At 44.3% G+C, this 25,479-nt stretch carries 17 protein-coding genes; 10 read left to right on the forward strand and 7 right to left on the reverse strand.

Annotated elements, in window-relative coordinates:
• Positions 1 to 78 precede the first annotated feature (78 nt).
• The gene (locus NSS87_RS08915) at positions 79 to 1,824 is read right to left on the reverse strand and encodes an alpha-glycosidase (protein ID WP_339246387.1); all 1,746 of its coding nucleotides are present in this window, start codon (positions 1,822 to 1,824) and stop codon (positions 79 to 81) included.
• A gap of 804 nt (positions 1,825 to 2,628) precedes the next feature.
• Here NSS87_RS08915 and NSS87_RS08920 point away from each other — a divergent pair.
• The 6 genes from NSS87_RS08920 (at position 2,629) to NSS87_RS08945 (ending at position 11,093) form a co-directional block, all read left to right on the forward strand.
• A complete protein-coding gene (locus NSS87_RS08920; protein ID WP_042186329.1) occupies positions 2,629 to 3,963 on the forward strand; it encodes a maltose ABC transporter substrate-binding protein in 1,335 nt (444 codons plus the stop codon).
• A gap of 107 nt (positions 3,964 to 4,070) precedes the next feature.
• The gene (locus tag NSS87_RS08925) at positions 4,071 to 5,384 is read left to right on the forward strand and encodes a sugar ABC transporter permease (protein WP_042125830.1); all 1,314 of its coding nucleotides are present in this window, start codon (positions 4,071 to 4,073) and stop codon (positions 5,382 to 5,384) included.
• Entirely contained in the window at positions 5,381 to 6,223 is an 843-nt protein-coding gene (locus NSS87_RS08930) for a sugar ABC transporter permease (protein ID WP_042186333.1), read from the forward strand. Before NSS87_RS08925 ends, NSS87_RS08930 begins: the two co-directional genes overlap by 4 nt.
• Positions 6,224 to 6,315: 92 nt before the next feature.
• Complete coding sequence (locus NSS87_RS08935; protein ID WP_339246390.1) at positions 6,316 to 8,370, forward strand: methyl-accepting chemotaxis protein; 2,055 nt, start codon at positions 6,316 to 6,318, stop codon at positions 8,368 to 8,370.
• A gap of 166 nt (positions 8,371 to 8,536) precedes the next feature.
• A complete protein-coding gene (locus NSS87_RS08940) occupies positions 8,537 to 9,469 on the forward strand; it encodes an AraC family transcriptional regulator (RefSeq protein WP_042186337.1) in 933 nt (310 codons plus the stop codon).
• Positions 9,470 to 9,587: 118 nt separating this feature from the next.
• A complete protein-coding gene (locus tag NSS87_RS08945) occupies positions 9,588 to 11,093 on the forward strand; it encodes an alpha-glucosidase/alpha-galactosidase (protein WP_042186339.1) in 1,506 nt (501 codons plus the stop codon).
• Positions 11,094 to 11,298: 205 nt separating this feature from the next.
• On the opposite strand, the gene yhbH is transcribed toward NSS87_RS08945, so the two are convergent.
• The 4 genes from yhbH to NSS87_RS08965 form a co-directional block, all read right to left on the reverse strand.
• The gene (gene yhbH / locus NSS87_RS08950; protein ID WP_042193520.1) at positions 11,299 to 12,462 is read right to left on the reverse strand and encodes a sporulation protein YhbH; all 1,164 of its coding nucleotides are present in this window, start codon (positions 12,460 to 12,462) and stop codon (positions 11,299 to 11,301) included.
• An 86-nt stretch (positions 12,463 to 12,548) separates the two neighbouring features.
• The gene (locus NSS87_RS08955; protein ID WP_339246394.1) at positions 12,549 to 14,234 is read right to left on the reverse strand and encodes a hypothetical protein; all 1,686 of its coding nucleotides are present in this window, start codon (positions 14,232 to 14,234) and stop codon (positions 12,549 to 12,551) included.
• On the reverse strand, positions 14,231 to 20,968 hold the full coding sequence (locus tag NSS87_RS08960; protein ID WP_339246397.1) for a hypothetical protein: 6,738 nt from the start codon (positions 20,966 to 20,968) through the stop codon (positions 14,231 to 14,233). Before NSS87_RS08960 ends, NSS87_RS08955 begins: the two co-directional genes overlap by 4 nt.
• Positions 20,969 to 21,089: 121 nt before the next feature.
• Entirely contained in the window at positions 21,090 to 21,734 is a 645-nt protein-coding gene (locus NSS87_RS08965; protein WP_042186343.1) for a methyltransferase domain-containing protein, read from the reverse strand.
• Positions 21,735 to 21,938: 204 nt separating this feature from the next.
• Between NSS87_RS08965 and NSS87_RS08970 the strand changes: the two genes are divergently transcribed.
• Positions 21,939 to 22,406, forward strand: coding sequence for a hypothetical protein (locus NSS87_RS08970; RefSeq protein WP_076284187.1), 468 nt, complete (start codon positions 21,939 to 21,941; stop codon positions 22,404 to 22,406).
• An 87-nt stretch (positions 22,407 to 22,493) separates the two neighbouring features.
• Here NSS87_RS08970 and NSS87_RS08975 read toward each other — a convergent pair whose 3' ends face one another.
• Entirely contained in the window at positions 22,494 to 22,955 is a 462-nt protein-coding gene (locus NSS87_RS08975; RefSeq protein ID WP_052404212.1) for a hypothetical protein, read from the reverse strand.
• A 169-nt stretch (positions 22,956 to 23,124) separates the two neighbouring features.
• On the opposite strand from NSS87_RS08975, the gene NSS87_RS08980 reads away from it, so the two are divergent.
• The gene (locus NSS87_RS08980) at positions 23,125 to 23,511 is read left to right on the forward strand and encodes a DUF423 domain-containing protein (protein ID WP_042186345.1); all 387 of its coding nucleotides are present in this window, start codon (positions 23,125 to 23,127) and stop codon (positions 23,509 to 23,511) included.
• Positions 23,512 to 23,590: 79 nt separating this feature from the next.
• Here the strand turns inward: NSS87_RS08980 and NSS87_RS08985 are convergent, their stop codons facing one another.
• Complete coding sequence (locus NSS87_RS08985; RefSeq protein ID WP_042186347.1) at positions 23,591 to 24,118, reverse strand: hypothetical protein; 528 nt, start codon at positions 24,116 to 24,118, stop codon at positions 23,591 to 23,593.
• Positions 24,119 to 24,333: 215 nt separating this feature from the next.
• Here NSS87_RS08985 and NSS87_RS08990 point away from each other — a divergent pair, with 215 nt between their 5' ends.
• Together NSS87_RS08990 and NSS87_RS08995 are read left to right on the forward strand one after the other, a co-directional pair.
• Entirely contained in the window at positions 24,334 to 24,636 is a 303-nt protein-coding gene (locus NSS87_RS08990; RefSeq protein ID WP_042186349.1) for a DUF1805 domain-containing protein, read from the forward strand.
• A gap of 243 nt (positions 24,637 to 24,879) precedes the next feature.
• Entirely contained in the window at positions 24,880 to 25,341 is a 462-nt protein-coding gene (locus tag NSS87_RS08995) for a DNA starvation/stationary phase protection protein (protein WP_042125852.1), read from the forward strand.
• The last annotated feature ends 138 nt before the right edge of the window (positions 25,342 to 25,479 follow it).

The following is a 25,479-nucleotide window of genomic DNA, read 5'->3' on the forward strand; positions in this document are numbered from 1 at the left end:
AACAGGGTATCCCACAGCTATCATAGCTAGTGAGATACCCTGTTTTGTTATGTTTTATACGGCCAAAGGCATTTAAATCTAGTTGATTGCTTTAAGTATAGCGAAACCATAAGCGGGCATCTTCACGTTCAGCTTGCCACGCTCAGCACGCACTGTATCGGCCGTGAACAAGTTCTCCCAATTTCGCTCGTCTACGTCAATACGGAACGTTTGGGCGGTCTCTTCGCTATTGATCAGTACAACTATAGTCTCAAGATCCAATCGGCGCTCATAGGCTATCTTACTGCCTTGTCGACCTGCCTCTAAGAAAGTAAATGTCCCCGTACGAAGTGCAGGTTGCTCATTGCGGATTTGAATGAGCTGACGGTAGAATTCGAACAGATCACGATCCTGCTTCTCAGGGTTCCACTCCATGCATTTACGACAACCTGGATCACCTTCACCGTCCATTCCGAACTCGTCGCCATAATAGATACAAGGAGTACCCATAAAGGTGAACTGGAATAGTGCAGCTAATCGCATTTTATTTTTGTCCCCAGCAGCCAGCGTAAGTAAGCGTGGAGTGTCATGACTATCTAACAGATTGAAGGCAACTTCACTTGCTTGCAGTGGGTAGCGCGATAACTGTCTACCAATAGAGTTGGCAAACCCCTCTGCATCAAGGTTACCATGAACAAAAAAGTCTAAGACAGCATCAGTGAAGGGATAGTTCATGACGGCATCGAATTTATCACCCTCCAGCCACGGAGCAGACTCATGCCAGATTTCTCCAAGGATGTAGGCCTCCGGATTAGCGCGCTTTACCACCTTGCGGAATTCACGCCAGAAATCATGATCTACTTCATTGGCTACGTCGAGGCGCCAACCATCGATTCCAACTTCTGTAATCCAGAATTCAGCGACCTTCAGTAAGTACTCTTTAACTTCAGGATGTTCGGTATTAAGCTTTGGCATATGTGGTTCAAACGCAAAAGTATCATAAGTAGGAATCCCGTTTACAACTTGAAGCGGAAACTCACGAATATGGAACCAGTCTTTATAAATGGAGTCTTCTCCCTTTTCCTGAACATCTAAAAATGGAGCGAAGGTTCCACCGGAGTGGTTGAATACTGCGTCTAACAGCACACGAATACCACGTTTATGGCAGAGGTCGACGAGTTTTTTTAACGTTGCAATATCCCCGAAATGCGGATCAACTTTCATGTAATCTTCTGTATCGTATTTATGATTAGTAGTTGCAGTGAAGAGTGGTGTGAAATAAATAGCATTGATGCCAAGCTCGTTAAGATGATCCAGATGATCAATAACCCCTTGAAGGTCCCCGCCAAAAAAATTGGTTGGTGTTGGCTCTGCTCCCCATGGCTGAACATCTTTAGGATCAAGGCTAGGGTCGCCATTTGCAAAGCGTTCAGGAAAGATTTGATAGAATACAGCATCCTTTACCCAGGCAGGTGGAGTGAACACATCAACGGGGTTAATAAATGGGAACTCGAAAAGCTTGTTTGGATTTTCTGGCCGGTTCGTTTGAAAATCATTTTCGGTCATCCAAACCTTCTCGTTATCCTTTTGCAGTAAGAATCCGTATTTCAATCGGCGATAGATGGGAACTGAAGCACATTCCCAATAATCGAACATCGCATCAGAGGTGAAGAGGGTCATGGGAATTAGCTCTTTCGTGGTATCCCAAGTGTACTTATCCCCTGCAAAAGCAAATACTTCTGTTAAATCCCCTTTTTTAGCGCGGAGACGCAAGTGAATCGTACTGTCATTATAGGCATAAGACCAATTTAACCGCGGGCGATGGTACACAGCTTCCAGTAACATGAATAAGTCCTCCTAAATTTTTGTAAGCGATACTTCCCTGACCAGCTTCGGCAAAATTAACTCGAAAGTATACGCTTAAGTTTTGTGAGCGATACTTTCCCGAACCATTCACCACAGCGCGTGGGGTTTAGAATGTCGCTATTGTTAATGGTTGCACAGTTTTTTATGCAACATGCGCAAATGATGAGGCAAACTTGCACATAACAAAGAGGCACAACCGCCGCGAAGTAGCTTGTCCGAGGTTGTACCTTTCATAAGTAACATTGCCTTTTAGTTATATAGAACAGGAGGCAGACAATAGATGCAATGACTCATGTTGGATTGCCTCTTAACGATTTGGATTATAGCATGGAATAAAAGGGCTTTCAATACTCTTGTTCAAACCATTGCACAAATTTTCACTTGAGTATATGAGCGTTTCTACTGCCCGATAATTGTAAATCTACTGGAAAAGTGAATTTGTGGTATATCAGGGGCAAATAAAATAGCAATTCCATTTTTAAACACATGAAATATCGATTAATTAAAAGATATCATGTGAAAAATGGAGATAAATGCCTATATTGTTTATCAATTAATGGAAAATGGTCAAATATGGTATGTGCAAACGTTTTTAAAAACAAACGATACTGTTGTATGATGTATTCATGAATGAAGCGCTTTCTTGATCTGCTAAATGCAGCTTTAGAAGGAGTGAGCTAAAAGAATAACTTTTTTTTTAGCTTTTCTGAAATCGTTTGCGCAAGTTTCTGCTCTACTATTTTATCATCTTATGCTTTTTTAAAATTGGGAGGGGTTAAAGTAATGAAGTTAAAAAAAGTGATGGTTATCACCGCTGCTGTCTCTATGGCACTGTCCGTTACAGCGTGTGGTTCGAGTAACAATGGGAATGCCGGGGGTAACAACGCAGCAAAAGCTACTAATGCTGCTAATAACACTACAGAGACTGCAGCGCCAGAGGGCACAGATGCAGCAGCGACAGATGAGATTGTACCTGAAGATGGAGCGACTCTAGTTGTATGGGAAAGTAAGGAAGAAAGACCATTCGCAGACGAAATTGCTAAGCAGTTCACAGCAAAATATAACGTTCCAGTCAAGATTGAAGAGTTGGCACCACCAGATCAAGTAACTAAACTTACTCAAGATGGTCCTTCAGGATTAGCAGCAGACGTTATCCTTATTCCTCACGACAACTTAGGTAAAGCGGCAAGTGCGAGCTTGGTTCTTCCTAACGATGTCTTCGGTGAAGAAACAAAAGCTAGCAATACTGAAGCTTCGATTATCGGATCTTCGTATGAAGGCGAATTGTATGGCTACCCAAGAGCAGCAGAAACTTATGCATTGTTCTACAATAAATCACTTGTTAAAGAAGCACCTAAGTCTTTCGACGATGTTCTTGCTTTCAGCAAAACATTCACAGATAAATCCAAGAACAGATACGGAATTATGTGGGAAGTAGGAAACTTGTACTTCAACTACATGTTTATCGCTTCCGATGGCGGATATCTGTTCGGTAAAGACGGTACAGATAAAGACGATATCGGACTTGCTAATGATGGAGCTGTTGCAGGACTTAAAGAATTTGTGAAAATGAAAGAAGCATTGCCAATTAAGAGCGGAGATATCAACGCTGATATCAAACGCAGCTTGTTCAACTCAGGTGATGTAGCAATGGATATCACAGGTCCTTGGGAGCTTGGAGGATACAAAGCAGCTCTTGGCGACAACCTTGGTATCGCACCGATCCCTACAGTGAATGGCAAAACAGCCATTACATTCTCTGGTATCAAAATTTTCGCAGTTAACTCGTTTACTCAATATCCGAATGCTGCTAAATTGTACGCGCATTTTGCATCAAGCAAAGATGCTCAATTGCTATTGAACAAAACGATCGGTTCTGTTCCTACAAACAACGAAGCGCTTCTTGATCCACAAATCGTTAATGATCCATTTGTATCCGCTTTTGCAGCACAAGCTAAGAGCTCCCAGCCTATGCCTTCTATCCCTGAAATGGGTAACGTTTGGAGCCCAGTAAATGCAGCACTTCCAGAAATTTGGGATAAAAATGTGGATCCAAAAGCAGCTATGGACAAAGCCGTTCAACAAATCAAAGATTTGAACAACAGTTCATCGCAATAAGGATCATAAATCACAGTCTTAAAAGCATACAGTGAATCAAGCTGCCCGTCGCATGTTTAGCGGAGGGCAGCTTCTTATTTTCACTCGGAGAGGAGAACGGAAGCGAAATGCAGCGACATCGCACGAGGGCCGCAGTACTGTCGACGATTTTCATGGGATTGGGACAAATATATAACCGCCAATTCATCAAAGGAATCATGTTTTTAGTTGTAGAAGCCGCCGCTGTTTATTATTTTATTCAGAATCTTGCTACTGCTTTATGGGGTTTTGTCACACTAGGAGAGAACCCTAGCCGTTTGGTAAAAGTAAAAGGCATCGCTAAGATGGTAGCTGGGGATCACTCGATTTATATTTTGATTCAAAGCTTGATTACCATTCTAATGCTTATCATCATAATCCTCGCTTGGTATTTGAACATTAAAGATGCTTATAAGACTGGAGAGAAACGCGATAACGGTCTTCAGGCAAACACCTTTAAACAAAGTGTTCGCTATATACTGGATTATAAGTTCGCTCAGACGTTCTTGGTCTTGCCGGGTATTGGTGTTCTATTCTTTACGATCATGCCAATCATCTTCATGATCCTGCTAGCGTTTACGAACTATTCCGCACCTGATCATCTTCCACCCGCTAAATTGGTTGACTGGGTTGGATTTCAGACCTTCCGAAATTTATTAGTTCTCAAAACATGGAGCCACACCTTTTATGGTGTATTAACATGGACGATTATATGGGCAGTTCTTTCAACGATTACTACATATTTCGGAGGACTATTGGTAGCCTTATTGGTGAGCCAAAAAGGTATTCGTTTCAAAGGAATGTGGAGAGTTATTCTGATTGTGCCTTACGCAGTACCTCAGTTAATCTCTTTGCTGCTCATGCGCAATTTATTTAACGGTCAATTCGGTCCGATCAACCAATACCTTGGGTATTTTGGAATGGGCGGATTACCATGGCTGACAGATCCATTCTGGGCTAAGGTTACCGTAATTATTGTTAACATGTGGGTTGGTATTCCAGTCTCGATGTTACTTATCATGGGCGTACTGACTACAATCCCTCGGGATATGTATGAAGCCGCTGAGGTAGATGGAGCATCAGGTTATCAGAAGTTCCGTATTGTTACGCTACCGATGGTATTGTTCTCCACAGCGCCTACTTTAATTACGCAATTCGCAGGTAACATTAACAACTTTAATGCGATCTTCCTATTAACAGGTGGTAGTCCTGTAAATGGTGATTATCAATATGCCGGTTCCACTGACTTGCTAGTAACCTGGCTATACAAATTAACACTTGATCAGAATAAAAACAACATGGCTTCGGCAATAGGGATTATTATCTTTATCATTGTTGCATCATTCTCCCTGTACAATTACCGCCGGACGAAATCATTCAAAGAGGAGGATATGATCCAATGAGCAGAAAGATCGCGAACTTTATTCGCTTAAGTGGTAGTTACATCATCTTGATTGCTTTGTCGATTGCGGCACTCTATCCGGCCCTCTGGATTCTATTTGCTTCCTTCCGACCTGGTAAATCACTGTACAGTAAAACGTTTATCCCTGAGCAATTCACCTTCGATCACTACAGAGAATTGTTCACATCACCGAGCTATATGTTTGGAACTTGGTATGCGAATACATTGAAGATAGCCGTATTCTCCATGCTTATCGGTGTAGTTCTTACCTTGTTAACCAGTTACGCTGTATCCAGATTCCGGTTTAAAGCGCGTAAAACAGCGTTATCGACCGTTCTGATTCTTGGTATGTTCCCTGGTTTTATGAGTATGATTGCCATTTATATGCTCCTTAAGGAGTTTAATTTGCTGGATACACATATTGCCTTGATTATTGTTTATGCGGCTGGGGCGCCGCTCGGGGGAACATTTATCGCCAAAGGCTTCCTCGACACGATTCCTCGTTCTTTGGATGAGGCGGCTCGAATAGACGGGGCGAGTAATTTCGGGATATTTATGCGAGTTATTCTTCCCTTGTCACGTCCTATGATCACTTACATGGCACTGACTCAATTTGTCGGACCTTGGGTGGATTTCATTTTTGCCAGACTTATTTTGCGGACGAAGGAGAACTGGACCGTAGCAGTCGGAATGTGGGATATGGTTAACTCGAACCAAAACACTAACTTTACTTTGTTCTCTGCCGGTGCTGTTCTGATCTCTATTCCAATTATGATTTTGTTTGTATTCTTGCAACGTCTGCTTGTTGATGGATTGACTGCAGGAGCTAGTAAGGGGTAACAATTTCGCTTCATACTACAGAATGAACTGGGTACAGCCTTTGTACAGAAATGCAAGGCTGTACCCTTTTTCCATCATAGGGAGTGAACTTAATGAAAAAGCTATGGACCCTACAGTTTAGATCAGTTGGGATAAAATTGTTCGTTATTCTTTTCAGCTCCATAGTGCTCTTATCCTCTGTTCTAGGATTGACTTCATATTTTGCTGCCAAAGATATCATTACAGATGAGGTTGCCGCGGCCTCCTCACAGTCTATAGTTCAAGCAGCGGACAAGCTGGATTTTGTTCTAACCGAATATGAAGCGCTCTCAAGGCAATTTGCACTCGACTCCGCATTAAAAGGTGACTTGGAAAAAATAAATAGTGGAGAACTTACAACGGTAGCCAAAGTCGCTGCAGAAGATCGGATTCGTAGAAAGCTAGACTTAGTTAAAGGATCAGATGAGCGGATGTATGGCGTCAGACTGGTATCTAAGAGCTTGGAAGAAACAGAATCGTATAAATCTGCCGGTGTTAGTGGCCTTCGTAGTGATGAAGGTATTGCTGAAAGATTGAAACAAATTGCAGATGCTAAAGGAGAGCCAGTATGGTTTCCAGTTCGTGAGAAGGGCTTCTTTGATGCTTATACAGAGCCATCTTTAACTATGGGGAGATTGCTTCGGAATCTATTACATCCTGAAGCGGAGTACTACATGCTGATCGAAGTTAAAGGGAAGGCCTTGACCGAAATGCTGTCTAATCTTCAGATTGGAATGACCGGTGAGATTCGAATTTTGAACACAGATGGTAACATTGTTTATGGTGCGGATAATGCTAAACTGGGTCAACTCTCTTACATAAAAGTATCAGAAGAGCAAGATGTGGAAAAGAAACATTCCTTTACAGCAGCCGATGAGAACGGAAGTCCTCAGCTTGTCGTTTATCAACCTTTAACGACTGCAAAGTGGACGCTCATGGGGTATGCGCCAGTTAGTGATTTTACGAAGTCAGCGGACAAGCTCCTTTATATTACGTTCTCTGTTGTGCTTGCAGCTGCCGTGATAGCCCTGTTAATTGGCTATGTCCTTGTTCGTTTGGTTGGGCGTCCACTAGGTAAACTGGCAACCTTAATGGAAGAAGGTGAGCGAGGAAACCTTCGTGTACGCACGAATTTTAAGGGTAAGGATGAGATTGGTCGGCTCGGGCATAGCTTTAACAAAATGATGGAGCAAATTTCTCTGCTTGCAAGCCAGAGTGAAATGTCAGCAGATGAAGTGCTTGGTACTTCAGAACAATTAGTCAAAGCGTCAGGTACAACATCACTTCATGCCAGAGAGGTTGCATCTGCTACGGGTGAGATTGCACTTGGAGCAGCAAGCCTTGCTGTCGAAGCAGAAAAAAGCCATGCTAATGTCGAAATCATTGGCAGCAAGATGAGTGAAGTGACTGAACTAAATACAGTAATGGACGCTTCGGCGGAGCGAGTGATTGAGGTTAGTGATCAGGGGACAGAGTTGATGAAGCTGCTAGTAGAGCAGAGTGAATCTACTGTGGAGATGTTCAATCGCATACAAGAGAATTCCAATAAGCTAAGAGAGAGTACTCATTTAATTCGTAGTATTCTTAGTCCTATGATTGCCGTAAATAAGCAGACCAATATTTTGGCGCTAAATGCCACTATAGAGGCGGTAAGAGCCGGTGCAGCAGGCAGAGGCTTTATAGTGATTGCTGATGAAATCAGACAGCTTGCTAACCAATCGAATGATTCGATCCAATCGGTCTCCAAGATTACGGAAGAGATTGGTCTACACATTGAGAATACGGTTAAAGATATCAATGAGACCGCTCCGAAGTTCCGTGAACAGATTTCTTCTGTACGAGAGTCGTCAACGATCTTTGCAAGTGTCAAAGAGGAAATGGAGCACTTCATGGGGCATCTTAGTGAATCCTCTGCTTCTATTCATGAACTGATAGAGTTTCAGCGTCAATTAGGTGAATCCATGGCGAGTGTCAGTTCTATTGTGCAGCAGACGACGGCTTCGACGCAGGAGGTAGCTTCTATGTCTTCACAGCAATTTACTGTAAGTGAGGAGCTAGTTTCCTTATCTCAAAAGCTGGAGAGCTTAGCAGCAGATCTTAAGCAATCTATGGTTTCTTTTCAAGTATGAGAATTAAATCTTATTAGTAAAAACAATAAAACGAGCAACTCTCCTCTGTATTGGAGTTTTGCTCGTTTTTTTCTAATTTAATGACTTCAAGTAGCTCTTCTTGTCTTAGAAGTAGTTTGAGAGATACACTTGGGTTAACATTTTAATAGAAGAAAGGAGTGATCGATTGACGAATTTTCCTCTAAATCTTAGTGGGAGTCTTTTTCAGCAGGCATTAATTGAAAGAGATTATAGTCCTCATTTTTTTGCTTACTATTATAAACAGTGGAACAACTACAGTATGTCTTACCATCAGCATAATTCAACCGAAATCATGTATTTGATCTCAGGAAGCTGTGTTGTGGATGTCCGTTCAAAAACAGGTGAAGAAGAGAGATTTAGGTTAAAGCGGGGAGAACTGATCATCCTCGATGCAAATGTACCGCACAGACTGATTGTCGAGGATGGGACGCCCTGCCGAATGCTGAATGTGGAGTTTGGATTTATGGACTATACAGGGGTTGCTCCATCTATCGGCAAGCTCGCTCGGAAAGAAGCGGCGCTTGCTGAATGGTTACAGGTTCCCTTTTCCAGTCTAGTCATGCCTGATCCGGAGGAAATTTATCATGTTCTAAAAGGACTTGTACTAGAGCTTGATCAAAGTGGCGGGAAAGGCGGAAGTATGGTCGACTTATTGTTCTGCGAGCTTCTGCTTCGATTATCTAGCTTGCGCCAGGATCAGCTTCATGCCAGTCAACAGCCGTCACAGCTCTATGTGCGGCGCAGTATCGAATTCCTGCATCAGAATTACGACCAGAGTATTCAGGTTAAGGATATCGCTGCCGCGGTCAATTTGCATCCCGGATATCTGCACCGTATTTTTAAGTCACAGACAGGTAGGACACTCAGTGATTATTTGAATATGCTGCGAATGGAGAAAGCGAAGATGCTGCTGGGGCAGAGTGATATTCCGATTGCTGAAATTGCCGATTATGTAGGGGTTAGTAGCAGACAATATTTTCATCTCCTCTTCAAAAAATATACTGACAACACGCCCGTAGAATATCGTAATTCCATTGAGCGTCATTCTTGGAGTTATGAAGAGATGGATGTTCAATAGATAAGTTAGGATTTTTGACACCTTCCTTCAAAAGAGGTCATGATATTGGTTACGCTTTCCCTAGCGCCCTTGCTACAATGGACAGGAACAATCAATTCATTACCGGAGGATGATAAGGATGTCATTTAAAGTGTCTTTTATAGGGGCAGGCAGCATTGGATTTACCCGTGGATTGTTGCGGGACTTACTAACCGTGCCGGAATTTAATAATATTGAAGTCTCATTTATGGATATTAATAGCCACAACTTGGAGATGGTTACCGAGCTGTGCCAACGTGATATTAAAGAGAATGGATTAAATATTCAAATCCAGGCAACGACGGATCGAAGAGAAGCCTTGAAGGATGCGAAGTATGTATTTTGTACTATTCGTATGGGTGGACTGGAAGCATTTGCTACGGATGTGGATATTCCATTGAAATACGGAGTCGATCAGTGCGTAGGGGATACCCTTTGTGCAGGAGGCATCATGTATGGTCAGCGCGGGATTGCGGAAATGCTGAATATTTGCCGTGATATTAGGGAAATGGCTGCGCCGGATGTACTCCTACTTAACTATTCGAACCCTATGGCTATGCTGACTTGGGCATGCAACAAATACGGTGGTGTACGGACGATTGGTCTGTGTCATGGGGTGCAGCATGGGCATGGACAAATTGCAGATGTGTATGGGCTGAAGAAGTCGGAAGTCGATATTATTTGTGCGGGTATCAATCACCAGACTTGGTATATTTCGGCGAGTCATAAGGGCAAAGATTTGACCGAAGGTCTTTTAGAAGCTTTTGAGAGTCATCCAGAATTCAGCCGCACAGAAAAAGTTCGGATCGACATGCTGCGACGCTTTGGATATTACAGTACAGAATCCAATGGTCACCTAAGTGAATATGTGCCATGGTATCGTAAACGCAGCGATGAAATTATGGATTGGATCGACCTGGGAAGCTGGATTAACGGTGAGACTGGTGGATATCTACGTGTCTGCACCGAAGGGCGGAATTGGTTCGAAACGGATTTTCCAAATTGGATGAAGGACTCGGCATTGGAGTATACAGTGGAGAATCGCGGAGAAGAACATGGTTCGTTTATTATTGAAGGCTTGGAAACGGGCAGAGTGTATAGAGGTCACTTTAACACTGTGAACAATGGCGTGATCTCTAATTTGCCAGATGATGCGATCATCGAAGCACCAGGGTATGTGGATCGGAACGGTATATCGATGCCGCTTGTGGGTGAATTGCCTTTAGGAGCAGCCGCAGTGTGCAACGTTAGTATCTCGGTGCAACGTTTAGCCGTCGAAGCTGCTGTGCACGGCGATGACAAGCTGCTACGTCAAGCATTTATGATGGATCCGTTGGTAGGCGCCGTATGTAACCCGAAAGAAATCTGGCAGATGGTCGATGAGATGCTCGTAGCTGGGGCGCAGTGGCTGCCACAATATAGCGAGGCCATTGCAAAAGCGAAGGAACGCTTAGCTTCAGGAGATCTTATTCCAACGAATGCCAACAATGAAGGCGCAGCCCGCCTGAAGGTAAAGACGGTGGACGAGATGATGGAGGACCGGGAAGCAGCGAATAGAAATGCGGGTGAATCTGATAAAGGCAAGGATAGAGAGAAGGTACAATAGGCAGTAGAGTTTAAAGCTCACTTGGAATATGACTCTTGCCATCTATTTTCTAAGAGGTAATTAAAGTATTGTGGAACGGTTTAGGACAGTTGAATAGATTTCAATAAAAAAACCTCCCCTACCAAGCTCTGGAATGGAGGTTTTTTTATATGGGTAGGACAATAAAAAAGGTAGTCTAGCTGTGGGCTATAATCAAACGTAGGAATTATGAATTAACAGTGCCCTTTTGACTGAAGAAGGTCTTTAGCGCCTGGTACACTTCTTTTTTGTCTTTAATCACATAATGCATGAATTGCTCGTGCTTCAGATGACGATAAGCGGACATTAGTGTGCTGCTGCGGTTGTACTGATTCACTTCCCCGTAACCAAACATATTGCTTCGTTTTAACAGTTCTCCAATTAGCTTTACACAGCGTTCGTTGTCGGAGGTGAGGTTATCGCCATCAGAGAAGTGAAACGGATAAATGTTGTACTGCGCTGGCGGGTATCGGCTGTCGATAATCTCAATCGCTTTTTGATAGGCTGAGGAACAGATGGTTCCTCCACTCTCTCCGCGAGTGAAGAAATCATGCTCGCTGACCTCTTTAGCCTCCGTATGGTGGGCGAGAAAGACAATCTCCACCTTCTCATACTGGCGGCGTAGAAAGCGGGTCATCCAGAAGAAGAAGCTGCGGGCGCAGTATTTTTCAAAAGATCCCATCGAACCTGACGTATCCATCATCGCAATAATGACCGCATTGGAGTGAGGCGTTCGAATGTCATCCCATGTTTTGTAGCGCAGATCATCAGGACTTATACTGTGAATGCCGGGATTACCTCTGCTTGCATTACGCCGAAGGTTCTCCAGCAGGGTACGTTTCTTATCGATGTTGGACATCATGCCTTTTTTACGAATATCGTTGAAGATGATGGATTTAACCTCGATCTCTTCCTTATTCTTGGGCTTCAGATGTGGCAACTCCATATCCTGAAACAAGATGTCCTCCAGATCCTCCAGATTGACCTCTGCTTCCACGGTGTCCTGACCGGGTTGATCGCCTGCTTTTTCCCCTTTGCCGGGCTGTGCCGACTGTGAATCCCGCCCAAGTACATCACCGACCTGACTTTCCCCGTCGCCCTGTCCTACATGCTTTTGCTTACGAAAGTTATAGATAATTCGATATTCATCCAGACTGCGAATCGGAACCTTTACAATCTGCTTACCGCCTGACAAAATAATATTTTCTTCGGTCACGAGATCCGGCAAATTATCCTTGATAGCTTCTCTGACCTTTTGCTGATGACGTTCCTGATCCTGATGGCCTTTGCGATGAAGGGACCAGTCTTCTTTTGAGACTACAAAGGAAAAGGGACCAGATGATTGCGACAGGATGACCACCTCCCATGGGATATAAATATTTATGTTTTGGGGTTGTAACTAAAGTATATTCATGGGGATGGGGGATATGTGATTTCTTATTCACTGATCTCTTCCACGGTCAATATATAACTGTTCGACTGGCTCTCGCCAGTGTATTCACGTCCATCCAGATTGAAGAAGTATGGAGCGGTTACTAAGCCTTTAAGAAAACGACCCAGTACATGTTCACTAACCCTGACAAAATAATGGATGTTTACAGTGGCAGCAGCTTTGACTGTCCCTAGCGACAAGATACCGTTAAATGAAGATTGTGGATTTGGAATCCCATCAATCACAATGCTGCTAGGATCAATAAGACATTCCTCCGGTGTGAGCCGATCAAGGGATACTTCTGCTGGCCAATTCCCACTATTCGTTAGGGAGATCCAGCATTGGACATGTTCTCCTTCTTCTACAAGGGTAGGCTTTGCATGAGTTTCGAGAGAAATGATAGGCAGGACTATTAAGGTAGTAACGATATTGGAACGAGAGGTTTGTCTTACCGTCCGTCCGTCCGGGAGCACAAAAGTATACTGAACACTGCCATGATTTTGGACAGCTGCGTGGGCATGAATGTTTATGGCTGCAGGAATGCTCACTTGAAAGACCACGACCGCTGAAGTTCCGCCTCTTAATGTGCCTAGCTGAATGCCATCAGCAGGACGGGCGCCTTTTTGCATCACTCCGTTTAAGAGAACACTATCCCATACGAAAAGAGTGCCCGAAGGGATAGCATCGGTCAGAACCGCATTTACGGCCAAGTTCCCGCTGTTGGTTACCGTAAGTTCATATCTTAGGTTGTCACCTGGAGCTGCTGTAACATGATCTACTCTCTTGCTGATGGTGACGCCTGCCAAAACAAGTGAGATAACGACGGTGTTACTCTCGGTTGTATTGGGATCGTCGTCGACGGTATAAGTGACAGCTGCACGGTTAGTCAGGTCCAAGGATGAGGGGATCTCTGTAACTCGAACGCGAAAGGTAATATCAATGCTTAGGTCTTTATCAAGTTGACCAATTAATATTCCTTGCGTAGGCTCTGATTCTGGATAATAGACGCCACCTGCAATGACACTCCCTGGAATGAACACAGATCCGTTAGGAATAGAAATCGTTGCGATGATTTGGTTTAATAGGCTGTTACCTTCGTTCGTAAGCCGTAATGTATAGGTAATTACATCACCTATAAAAGAGGTCGGAGTGCTTGCAGACAACAAGGTAGAGAGCTGGTAGGAGCGTAAAGAAACTAGTACGGAATTAGAATATAAATCTCCGTTAACGATTCTTCCCTCGGGTGTGGCAAAAGAAAAACGGCCCAGTGCTTTATTTTGCAGCACTAGTGAAGAGGGAAGTGAAATGATAACCACTTGAAAGGCGATGGTTACTTGACTCTGCGGAGCAATAGAACCTAGCGGTATGCCCGAAGACGGTGTAGCCCCTGGGAGAGGCACACCGTCTCTAAGCACGCTGTTGGAAATAAAGGATACACCCTCTGGAAGAATGTCATACACCGTTAGCAAAGCATCTGTGTTTCCATTATTAGAAGCTTTAATGGTATACACCAGAGTGTCACCTAAAGAGGCATGGAGTTTGTCTGTACTCTTCAGCAATGAAAGCACGGGGCCCACGACCGGGGTGTTAACGGTATTGGAATAGACAATGCCGTCAACACCCGCTGCCGAGTTGAAGAGTACCATAGATTGATTGGTTACGACAGGTTGGGTACGTGAGCCGGGAATCATAACGCTACTACCTGAACCTGGAAGGTGATGGTTGAGGAAGCGCCAGCAGCAATCGTTCCGATGGCAATGCCGGAAGCCGGGCTGCCATTAGGTCGTGGGGTTCCGTCTACAGTGATGCTGCCTGTTACAAACTGACTGCCTGCTGGGATAGGGTCAACCATGATAACGTTATTGACTGCTGAAATCCCCAAGTTGGTAACAACAATGGTATAGGTGATGATATCGCCGACAACTGCATCTATAGAGGTAGTGCTCTTAACGACACTCACATCCGGAGAAGAGACAGGGATGATTAGGACGTTTGAAAGTGAAGTTCCGGTGAGCAGACGACCATCTGGTGGTGTGAATGAGAAAGTTGCCGAAGCTTGATTGACTAACTGCTGCGGTGAAGGGAGGGAGGCTACAGTAACTTGCAGGGTTATGGTCACTGTTATCGTGCTTCCCGGAGCAACTGCTCCAATATTTAATCCAGCGGACGGATCAGAGCCCGGTTGTGGCACTCCATTTACGAGCACGCTGTTTGGAACAAAGATGGCTCCGCTAGGAATTGTGTCGGTTACGACTACATTTGCTATGAGATTACCGGTATTCGTAACATTCAGGAAGTAAGTAATCGTATCTCCGACAGTTGCGGCGGTTCTGTCTGCGCTTTTGACTACAACGATGATAGGCTGATACACCGGAATAACAAGTGTATTAGAGAATGAGGATCCCGAGAATGCTCCAGATGTGAAGCTGACGGAAGCTTGATCGGTGAGCGTGGCAGGATTAGGCAGTACATTGACGATAGTGTTGAACGAAATATTGACCGAAACGCCCGGTGCAATTGTGCCGAGCGAGATGCCATTCGCTGGATTGGCATTAGGACGTGGAGTGCCATCAACGATCACACTGCCAGCAACAAACGAAGAACCTGCTGGTATTGGATCACTGATGTTTACGTTGCTGATATTGGCGATTCCGCTATTGGTAACTGTAAGGTTGTAGGTAATTGTATCGCCAACAACGGCATCTGTTGCTGGTGATGACTTAGTTACGATCACATTCGGTGAGGATACCGAAATCGTTGTCGAATTGGAATTGATCGAACTGTTAAACGTCCGCCCATCAGGCAAGGTGTAAGCAAATGCTACCGATGCTTGGTTAATTAGTTGCTGGCTTGCTGGCAGTGTTGAAATGAGTACTGAGAACATAACAGATAGTGTTGCACCTGCGGATATAACACCGAGTGGAATGCCAGCCGCTGGATCTGCTCCCGGAGCTGGGGCACCTTGAATGAGCACACTGTTTGGCACAAATGTTGTTCCAGATGGGATAGTATCACTCAGAGTAGCCAAAGCCCCGTAATTCCCTGAATTGGTTACATTAATCGTGTAGGTAATCGTATCTCCGACGGTCGCTTGAATTGAATTCGAGCTTTTTGCTGCGGCTAGAATCGGTAAGTAAATAGGCGTTGATACAATATTAGAGAAGGCAACATTCGAGAGAACTCCAGAGGTGAAGCTCACCGTTGACTGGTTATTTAGGAGGCCTGAAGGTGGCAATGAGACTGTATTCACTGTGAATGCCACAGTTACAGTTACACCTGGTGCAATACTGCCCAAGGTTACCCCGGTGGAAGGGCTACCCCCTGGACGAGGCACACCATCTACTAATACACTGCCAGATACAAATGTGGTACCCGCAGGAAGTGCGTCTGTGAAGACTGCGTTATTTACCGTTTCGATTCCGTTATTGGTAATTGTAACTGAATAGGTGATCGTGTCTCCAACTGTAGTTGATGTGGTAGGCGTAGATTTTACTACAGCCAGATTTGGTGAAGAGACAGGGATAGTAATTGTATTGGATAGGACGGAACCGCCAAGTGTGCGGCCGTCAGGCAAAGTGAAGCTATACGCTACGGTACCCTGATTGACCAACTGCTGAGGATTGGGCAGTGAGGTGATATCAACAGTGAATATTACTGCAGTAGTAGCACCGGGTGCAATAACTCCAGCTGGAATCCCCGTAGATGGATCTGCTTGCGCTAAGGGCAGTCCATTAATGAGCACACTATTCGGAACGAAGGTGGTACCCGCAGGAATATTGTCCGTAATGATTAAGCTTGCCGGATAGTTTCCTGTGTTACTCACGGTCAGGGTATAGCTGACAGCGTCACCTGTTGTAGCGTTATTCGTACTTGCTGTTTTGACGACCGAGATGTTCGGCTGGTAAACAGGGATGATAACGGTATTGGAGAAAGTCGAACCGGAAAAAACACCTGATGTAAAGGTTACGGATGCCTTATTGATAAGTGTAGCAGTAGGAGGAACAGATGTCACGGTAACACTGTAAGCAACCAGAGCTGAAGCTCCAGGCGCTAAGGTACCAATTGATATCCCCGAAGAAGGATTCAGGTTTGGGAAAGGTACTCCGTTCACGGATACGCTACCCGTTACAAAAGCAGCACCTGCTGGTGTTGGATCATTAAGGATTATGCTATTGACAGCTTCTATACCGTTATTTGAAATATTTACGTTATAAGTGACCGTATCTCCGATCGCTACGGAAGTTGAGGTGGAGCTTTTGACTACCACGATATTAGGAGCTGAGACCTGTAGTGTGACGGTATTAGATACAGCAGTTCCGCTTAAGGGTCTACCGTCAGGCGGAGTAAAGGTGAAGCTTGCAGAAGCCTGATTGCTGATTTGTTGTGGTGATGGCAAGGAAACGATATTAACAGAGAAGCTAACAGGGACACTGGTTCCCGGCGCGACATTTCCTACAGCTATGCCGGTATTGGGTGCTGCACCTGGTTGCGGCATGCCTCCTACAATAACACTGTTAGGATTGAAGACAGTTCCAGTAGGAATGTTGTCGGTTAAGGTTACATTTGCAGCAAGATTACCTGCATTACTTACAACCACTGTGTAGATGACGGTATCACCTACAACAAGAGCATCGGCGTCACCATCTCCATCGACAGCACTTTTTAATAAGGAGATCTGTGGCTGAATGACTGGTGTGCTAGTAATGTTGGATGAAGAAGAACCGGAGAATACACCGGATGTAAAACTGACGGATGACTGATTATTAATTTGTGATGGTATCGGCATCGTTATCCTCACCTCGAATGTTACGGTAGCTGTGGCGCCTGGACCTAGACTACCGATTGGAATGCCGGCGGACGGAACTGCTAGCGGCTGAGTAATGCCGCCTACAATTACGGTTCCGGGAATAAAAGCTACATTCTCAGGCAGAGGATCGCTGAGAATGATGTTGCTTACAGTAGCTATGCTGTTGTTCGTCAATACTGAGGTGAATGTAAGGATATCGCCCGTAACGGCAGTAGCTGCATTCACACTTTTTACGACACTGACATTAGGTGCGGATACAGGGACAGAGAGCGTATTTGATACTACATTTCCTCCGAGTTGACGCCCGTCCGGGAGGGTGAAGCTATATGTTGCCGAAGCGGAGTTCAGTAACATCTGTGAAGGAGGTAACGTTGTTATCGTGACCAGAAAGCTCACAGATACGCTGTCACCTGGTGCCAATGGGCCTACAGGGATTCCGGTTACTGGATTATATCCGGGTAAAGGTGTTCCCCCGATGATTACGCTGTTCGCGTTAAATAAAGCTTGGGGTGGAAGATTATCAGTTAATAGTAGAGTGGTTGCAATATTCCCGGTATTGCTGATGAGAATCGAGAAAGACAAAGATCCTCCTACGGATGCCTGAGCGGTATTCGCGCTTTTGACCATACTAATAATAGGTTGATACACAGGGGTTACTACCGTGTTCGAAAGTGAAGAACCAGTGAAGGCACCGGATGAGAAAGACGCACTAGCTCTGTTTGTAAATTGTGATGGATTTGGTAAAGAAGAAACATTCACTCTAAAAGAGACTGTAATAGAGCTGCCAGCCGCAATACTACCGATAGATATTCCTGTACCTGGATTTGCGGCTGGTACCGATGAGCCGCCAACAATAACGCTGCCTGCTACAAAAGTGCCTCCCGTAGGAATGGGGTCAGAGACGACAACGTTATTCACAGCTACGCTGCTTGTGTTGGACACTTGGACTGTGTAAGTCAGATTCTCGCCGACTGTGACATCAGCAAGGCTTGCGGATTTGGTTAGCGTAATATTTGGAGCGGAGACTGGGATGCTAACGGTGTTTGATTGGCTAGTTCCGGATAAGGATCTACCGCTTGGTAGTTGGTAGGTGTAGCTGCTGCTGCCTTGATTGTTCAGAACAGGTGGTGAAGGCAAAGATTGCACAGAGACAAGAAATGTTACGGGCACAACCGTTCCTATGGCTACTGTACCTAGATTAATACCCGTAAGTGGAGAGTCTGTGGGTCGTGTGACTCCATTGACGGTTACGCTACCCGATACAAAGGATGCGCCTGAGGGAATATTGTCGGTTAAGGTTACGGTTGCCCCAATGTTTCCAGAGTTCTGAACATTTAATGTATAAAGAATATTACCGCCTACGGTTGCACTAGCGGTGTTAGAGCTTTTGACAATTTGAATGATGGGTTGGTATACCGGGGTCGTAGTCGTGTTGGAAAGCGAAATGCCAGTAAAGACCCCTGAACTGTAGGATGCCGTAGACTTGTTTAATAGCTGTGCTGGACTAGGTAAAGAGGTAACACTGACTTGAAAGGTGACGGCAACTGAACTTCCCGCAGCGATTGAACCCACAGTAATCCCTGTTCCTGGATTTGCAGAGGGTTGTGACGTCCCCGCAACGGTAACACTTCCCGTAACCAGCGAAGTCCCTGCGGGAATGGTGTCTGTAAGGGTGACGTTAGTAACTGCTTCGATTCCGTTGTTGGTGATTACAGAAGTATATAGGAGTGTATCGCCGACGGCGACATCGGCAAAACCTACACTTTTAACGACGGCAACATTTGGGAGTCTAACGGGAATAGACAATGTATTGGACGAGGCTGATCCAGCAATAATTCGTCCATCTGGAACCTGAAAGGTATAAGCGGCGCTTGCTTGATCGACCAGTTGTGGAGGGGACGGAAGACTGTTCACTAATACACGGAATTGAACGGTAGAACTACCTCCAGCAGCTATCGTTCCAATAGCAATACCTGTAGCAGGATTTCCAGCGAATGGTGTTCCATTGACGGTGAAACTTCCTGCAACATAAGAGCTCCCTGCAGGAATGTTATCCGTAAGTGTCGTTAGCGCACCGATGTTTCCGGTGTTGGTGATTTGAAGCGTATATGTGATTTGATTTCCGACGGTCGCATTTGCAGTGTTGGCTGATTTTACAATGTTAAGAACGGGTGAATATACGGGTAAAGTTACAGTGTTGGATGGAATGACCCCGGTCATGATAGGGCCTCCTGCTACACTTTGAAACGTAAAGGCAGCATTTGCGGTATTCGCGATATTTTGCGGACTTGGTGGTAATGAAGTAACTTTGGCTTGATATGTAACCGTTATTGAAGTACCCAAAGCTAATGAACCTAGAGAGATTCCTGCTGTAATATCAAAGGTTGGTCTTGCGACGCCGGCCACTACAACGCTTCCGGTAACAAAGGTTGATCCTGCTGGCAGCGTATCTGATAAAACGACGCTAGCTGCACTCGCTGTACCAGTATTATTGATAATTACAGTGTAAGTTACCGTATCCCCGACTATTGGCCCGGACACATTGGCACTTTTAGTAAGGTTTATTTTGGGTGCATTTATATCTACTTGTATGGCATTTCCATTAAGCACATAAGCGTCACCAGAGGTAGTTAATTGTAAAATCGCTGAAGACTGATTATTTACAAGTCTGGCTGACACGTCAACATTAGTAATGTCCCAGCCTTGTCGGCCACCGATAATGTTGGTGCCTGGATTTCCGTTTGTTTGATTGCGATTTCCGAATGTTCCAGTGGTATCCAGTACACCTAGATCGTTGTTAATCTGTGAAGCGAAGAAGTTGTTGGCAAAGTTATTGGGTCCTGATAAAGCTACAAGCGTAGCTGATGTAGGCCCGAACAATGCCTGGTCTCCCGAACGATTCGCATCACCCTCCTGTGCGCTAAATAGTGCCCTGCCTCCAAGTGCACCTGTAATTGGAGTTGCAAAGCCTGTTATTGTAGTAGAGACTGGTGCAGAAGTTGCCTGTACAAGTATTGCGCCTGCCCGTAAGGACATATTACGGAAGGGCAAGGATGTATTTTGATAGATTACACCAAGTGTCCAGCCCGCATGATTAGCTGTGGAATCACTAGGAATAACGATCGTGCCAACTACACCGCCAGTGGTGTAGGTCCCAGCGCCGCCTTGTGAAATAATGCTGGTGACATTGGCAGAACGGACATATGCGGAAGCACCACCTCCCAAATCAACAGTATTACTAGTAGCTGCATCGGGAGTTATGCTGAACGTACTTCCGGTAGGCGTAATTAAAGAGACTGGGTTGTTTATGGCCGCACTGAGATTCACAGTTCCGTTAATATAAGTACCGCCCCATATCAGCTCTGCGTATAGCACAGTGCTGCCTGATGGCAGGACCAGTATAGCGGATGAACTGTTGCTCGTATAAAGACTTGTTGTTCCATTAGGATAGGTGCCAAAAATAGATGTAGTGTTAACAGTGGTGAAACCGCCGATGCTGTCTAGTGTCCCTGGCACTCCGACCGTATCGGAGCGACTAAGTCCAAGTGTGTTGCCCGTAAATGTGATAGCACCGGTCGCATTGATCGTTGCCCGTACGACTAGTGGAATAATTCTCACCTCCTTCGAGGTTAATTTGCTTTTAAAAAAGTGAACCGTCCCATAATCAGGACGGCATAGTTAATACCTGTATGTTAGCCTATGATGTAATTCGGGTATTATTGTATGTCCCATCAATAAATTATAGGAAATTTTGTCTATCGTGTGATTTTAGCCTGCGTTTCATAAGAACACGCGGTTCAGCGTAATGCCCTCTACTCATCAATTCCAGCTCATGAATAGAAATATCTTCTTTGATTACGGTGAAGTGGTACATGATTTCATGCACAACATTGGCTTGAAGCGTCTTTAGTATTTCTAATTCTTCTGTTTCATAAAGAGGATCTTCATAAGGGTATTGATAGAAAAGCTCCATCCGCAGCAATCGATAATCGAACGGCGGCACCGGGATGGGATAGTCAGGAATCGATGGGCATACTGGACCGGACGGGGGCTGGAAAAAGGATCCTGTGAAATACCTCGGAGTATATTCATCAAACTTCTGCTTAAAGGAAGGATTGGACATATGAACAAAACTGTGGGCATACGGGGCCAGTATACAAACAATGGCTTTGTGGGTGCTAATTCTGTGAATTTCCGACATAACCGCGGATAAATCGTCGATATAAGGTAATACACGACTAGCCATTACAAACTCGGCGGTATTGTCCGGCAAAGGGATGCCTTGGCTAATGTCACAGACAATATCTACGTTGGGACCCGCGATACGATCGATCCCGAGATAACCTGCTTCTTTACTGGATCCGCAGCCGATATCGATTCTCAAGGGGACCACTCCTTAGGGATAAATCAGGCTCAACACTATTGTATTAATCTCGCTTAAGCCTGCATCCGGCGGATGCCTATTAAAGATTGGAAGTTACTAAAAATAACGTATTATGAAACCTTAGCAGAGTTGATACGTTTATAGGAGTAGGCTTATAGAAAATGACTTTGCAAACAACCGCTAAACATAGAGGAGGCAGTCAACATGAAAAAACAACGTTCCTTACCCGCTATAGCTGCAATCGCAGCATTAACGCTAGCCCTAACCGCTTGCGGTGCTACTAATAATTCAGCACAGCCATCTGCAGAACCAAGTGCAACAGCTTCTCCAGTGCCAACAGAGGAGACCACAAGCACACCCGTACCTACAGAAGGTACAAGTACCACTGCACCAACAGAGAATCCAAGTACTCCCGCACCCAAACCTACTGCAAATCCAGAAGCTAAAATTCTTAAAGGAACAGGCGTTTACGTCGGCCAAATAGATAGTCATTCTGTTGAGATTGAGACCAAAGAAGGTCCTACGGCTTTTGAGATCACAGCTGGTATGGAGAGCGTTATTGAGAAGTTAAATACGGATGATCCTGTAGCTTTTGAATATGTTGAAAAAGCAGTGGAAGGCGATGCTACAGTTAAACAGCGTGTACTTTCGAAGCTGTCACTTGCAAAATAAAGAAACGCTATCATTTATGAATAACAAAAGGGCTGCTCCTGATTGATTTCAGGAACAGCCCTTTTGTCTTGGAATTAGAAATGAACGTTATAGCGTCCCGGCATTGACTAAGAAAATAGTAATAAGCAGCATAAAGAGTAGGATAATCACACCGTTGATGATAGTGCCTATAACGCCGAAAACCTTACGTCTCTTCCGGATGGAAAGCCCAATAATGCCGATAACAACACCAATTACATTAAGAGCTGAAAGAATAATAACAGTCATTCCAAGAAGCATGATGGACTGCGATGATTCGGCTAATAGATTCGAGTTCTCGTTAACCATTGAAGAAGCCTTCATAATAATGAAAACGAAGAGAGCTGCATAACCCATTATGGTCACGAGGCTGATGATGAAAGAAGCAATACCAGGTCCAGAGTGTTGAAGGTCATGATCTACTTTCTGGTACGAATACGACGAACCAGCACTTGGCTGACTCAGATCAGGTTGGGTATTTCCTACCTCTGCTGTAGGCGCGTCAGATTTTGAGAGAGAATTAAGGTCCATAGGTTGCACTCCTTGAGAGATAAGAATGAAATGTTGTTAATATCCACTTTTTCATATTGATGCTAAAAAAGCAACCCCTGATTGTGGCTAATTCGTAAATGGCTGCTGGAAAAAGCAATCGGTAATCGTTTATGATAGAAGAAGTCTAATATTAAGGAGTTGTAATCGCATGCAACGGAAACTTATGGCCTGGGGGGCTGTGCTAGCAATGCTGGCAGTAGGAGTAGGCGCTTTTGGCGCTCATTTATTAAAACCTGTTATTAGCGAAGAATATATGAAGGTATATGAGACGGGTGTACAGTATCATTTGGTACATGCGCTGGGTGTAATTCTGATAGCACTGGCTGTAGGTCAATGGGGAGAAAGTACCCGGTTACGCTGGGCAGGAAGGCTATTAATAGCAGGGACGATTTTGTTCTCTGGTAGCTTATATGTACTGAGCATTTCCGGGATTAAGGTGCTTGGAGCGATAACACCTATTGGTGGTGTATGCTTCATAGCAGGCTGGTTATGTCTGGCTGTGGAAGCATTCTCACGCAGCAAAGAGACATCCTAAGCAATCAAGTTACAGAAGTTGATAAATAAGCATCCGTTCCATAAAGGGGCGGATGCTTATTTATCTGTAACGTATACGTTTACAGAAATTCGTCGATCTCATTTAAATTAAAGCTGTATACCTGTTTCTCATCCACGTGATAGACACTAATAGAGTTGGCTGCTTCATCAAAATTTAAAATACGACAGGGCATGGACACTTGTTTTCCGTACCGATTCGCTCGTAAACGTACTAATTGGTTGTTCTGAATATACTGTCGAATTTTCCCGTATGCATCAGCTGGCGTCTCAATAGCTGACTGTTGTGCAGGCAATATTGCCTGTTTATCAATCGGTTTATCGAGCTGCTTTTTAGTGGTCTTTGGTGGCAGCTTAAATGAAGTTGGAGGAGCAGAGCTTTGATTCAAGGCTAGTTTGGCAGAACGAAGCAAGCTGTCAATGGTTCTCCCCAATTCAAGACCGGAGTTAATGTTGAAATCTGTGATTTTGTCATTATTGTTCAACATTTCAAGCAGATATTGCAATGCAAGCGGGTTGGTACGGGCATTAATCAGGATGTCGACATTAAATAAATAGTTGCCGTCTGTGTGTTGTAGTTTCTCGTCCATAGATCCCCCAGCTTTTCGTTTGAACATTTCTTTACAATTATAAGAATGTAAATAAACTATAACATTAAACAAGTAATAATCATATACCTGACACTAGAGAAAATGGGACCAAGGTACTGTGTTTTTTACGAAAAGCCTAGGACTACCAACTGCACATCAGCAGGGGGTGAAGCATACATATACATCGTGGTTGGTGAATAAAGGAGGTGCTGCTATTGGTTACTATGGAGCCCATTACCGTAGGTGAACATACGCTGATCGGGGTAGAAGTTAAGCTTCCGAAAACAACGCTGCTCTCAATCAGCACAAGCCGAGGGTATATTATGTGTGGTGCGCTGGATGTTGGTTTGCTCAATGAGAAGCTCAGTGATCGGCATATTATCGCAGCCCGGGCGGTTGGTGTACGTACGCTGTCACAGCTGTTAGCTGCCCCATTGGAGTCTGTAACCATAGAAGCGGAGCGTCTAGGTATCGTACCCGGCATGACGGGTGCGGATGCATTACTTCTCATGGTCTGACTGAACAATCTTACAAAATCCAAAACACAAGAGGCCAATGGCCTCTTGTGTTTTTTTGCAAGAATCAGAATTTGAACATTATAGAGAGCGTCTTTAGTGTAAATAATTTAAACAGAGATTTTATGGAAGGGTTCTTCTTGTTTCGTCTTACATGCTAAGGGGTAAATTAAGAATAGACAAGTTGCTGCCGGATGAAGGATTAAGTAGCCCGGTAAATATAAAGGATAAGGATGGGATCATCTCATGGCTAAAGCATCTAATAAAGTAAATACAACTTCACTGGAACAAATTTTGAATCGTCAGGTTGCTAACTTGAATGTATTGTACGTTAAAATCCATAATTTTCATTGGTACGTAAAAGGAGAACAATTCTTCTCTCTTCACGTGAAATTTGAGGATCTATATAATGAAGTGACGCTGCAAATGGATGAAGTTGCAGAGCGTCTGCTAAGCATCAAAGGAAGTCCCGCTGCAACGATGAAAGAATATCTGGAATTGGCAACGATTCAAGAAGCTACTGGTAAAGAGGATACTCGTGGTATGGTCCAGTCTCTGATTGAAGACTTTGCTACTATTTCTGAAGAGTTGACAGAAGGCATTGAGCTTGCTGAGGAAATTAAGGACCAGCCTACCTCTGACATGTTTATTAAAATTCGTGGTGATCTTGAGAAACATCAATGGATGCTGCGTTCCTACCTTAGCTAAACGATAAAGTATATGAAATAAGGCTTCCTGCGGGAGGTCTTATTTTTTGCGTTAGGTGGTTACGGAAAATAGCGAAACATGCGGTGCATTAAAGGATAAATAAAAAGAGATATTTGTAAAAAGACAGGGTTTGTTATA

The sequence above is a fragment of the Paenibacillus sp. FSL F4-0243 genome (assembly GCF_037963295.1).
GTDB lineage: Bacteria > Bacillota > Bacilli > Paenibacillales > Paenibacillaceae > Paenibacillus_AQ.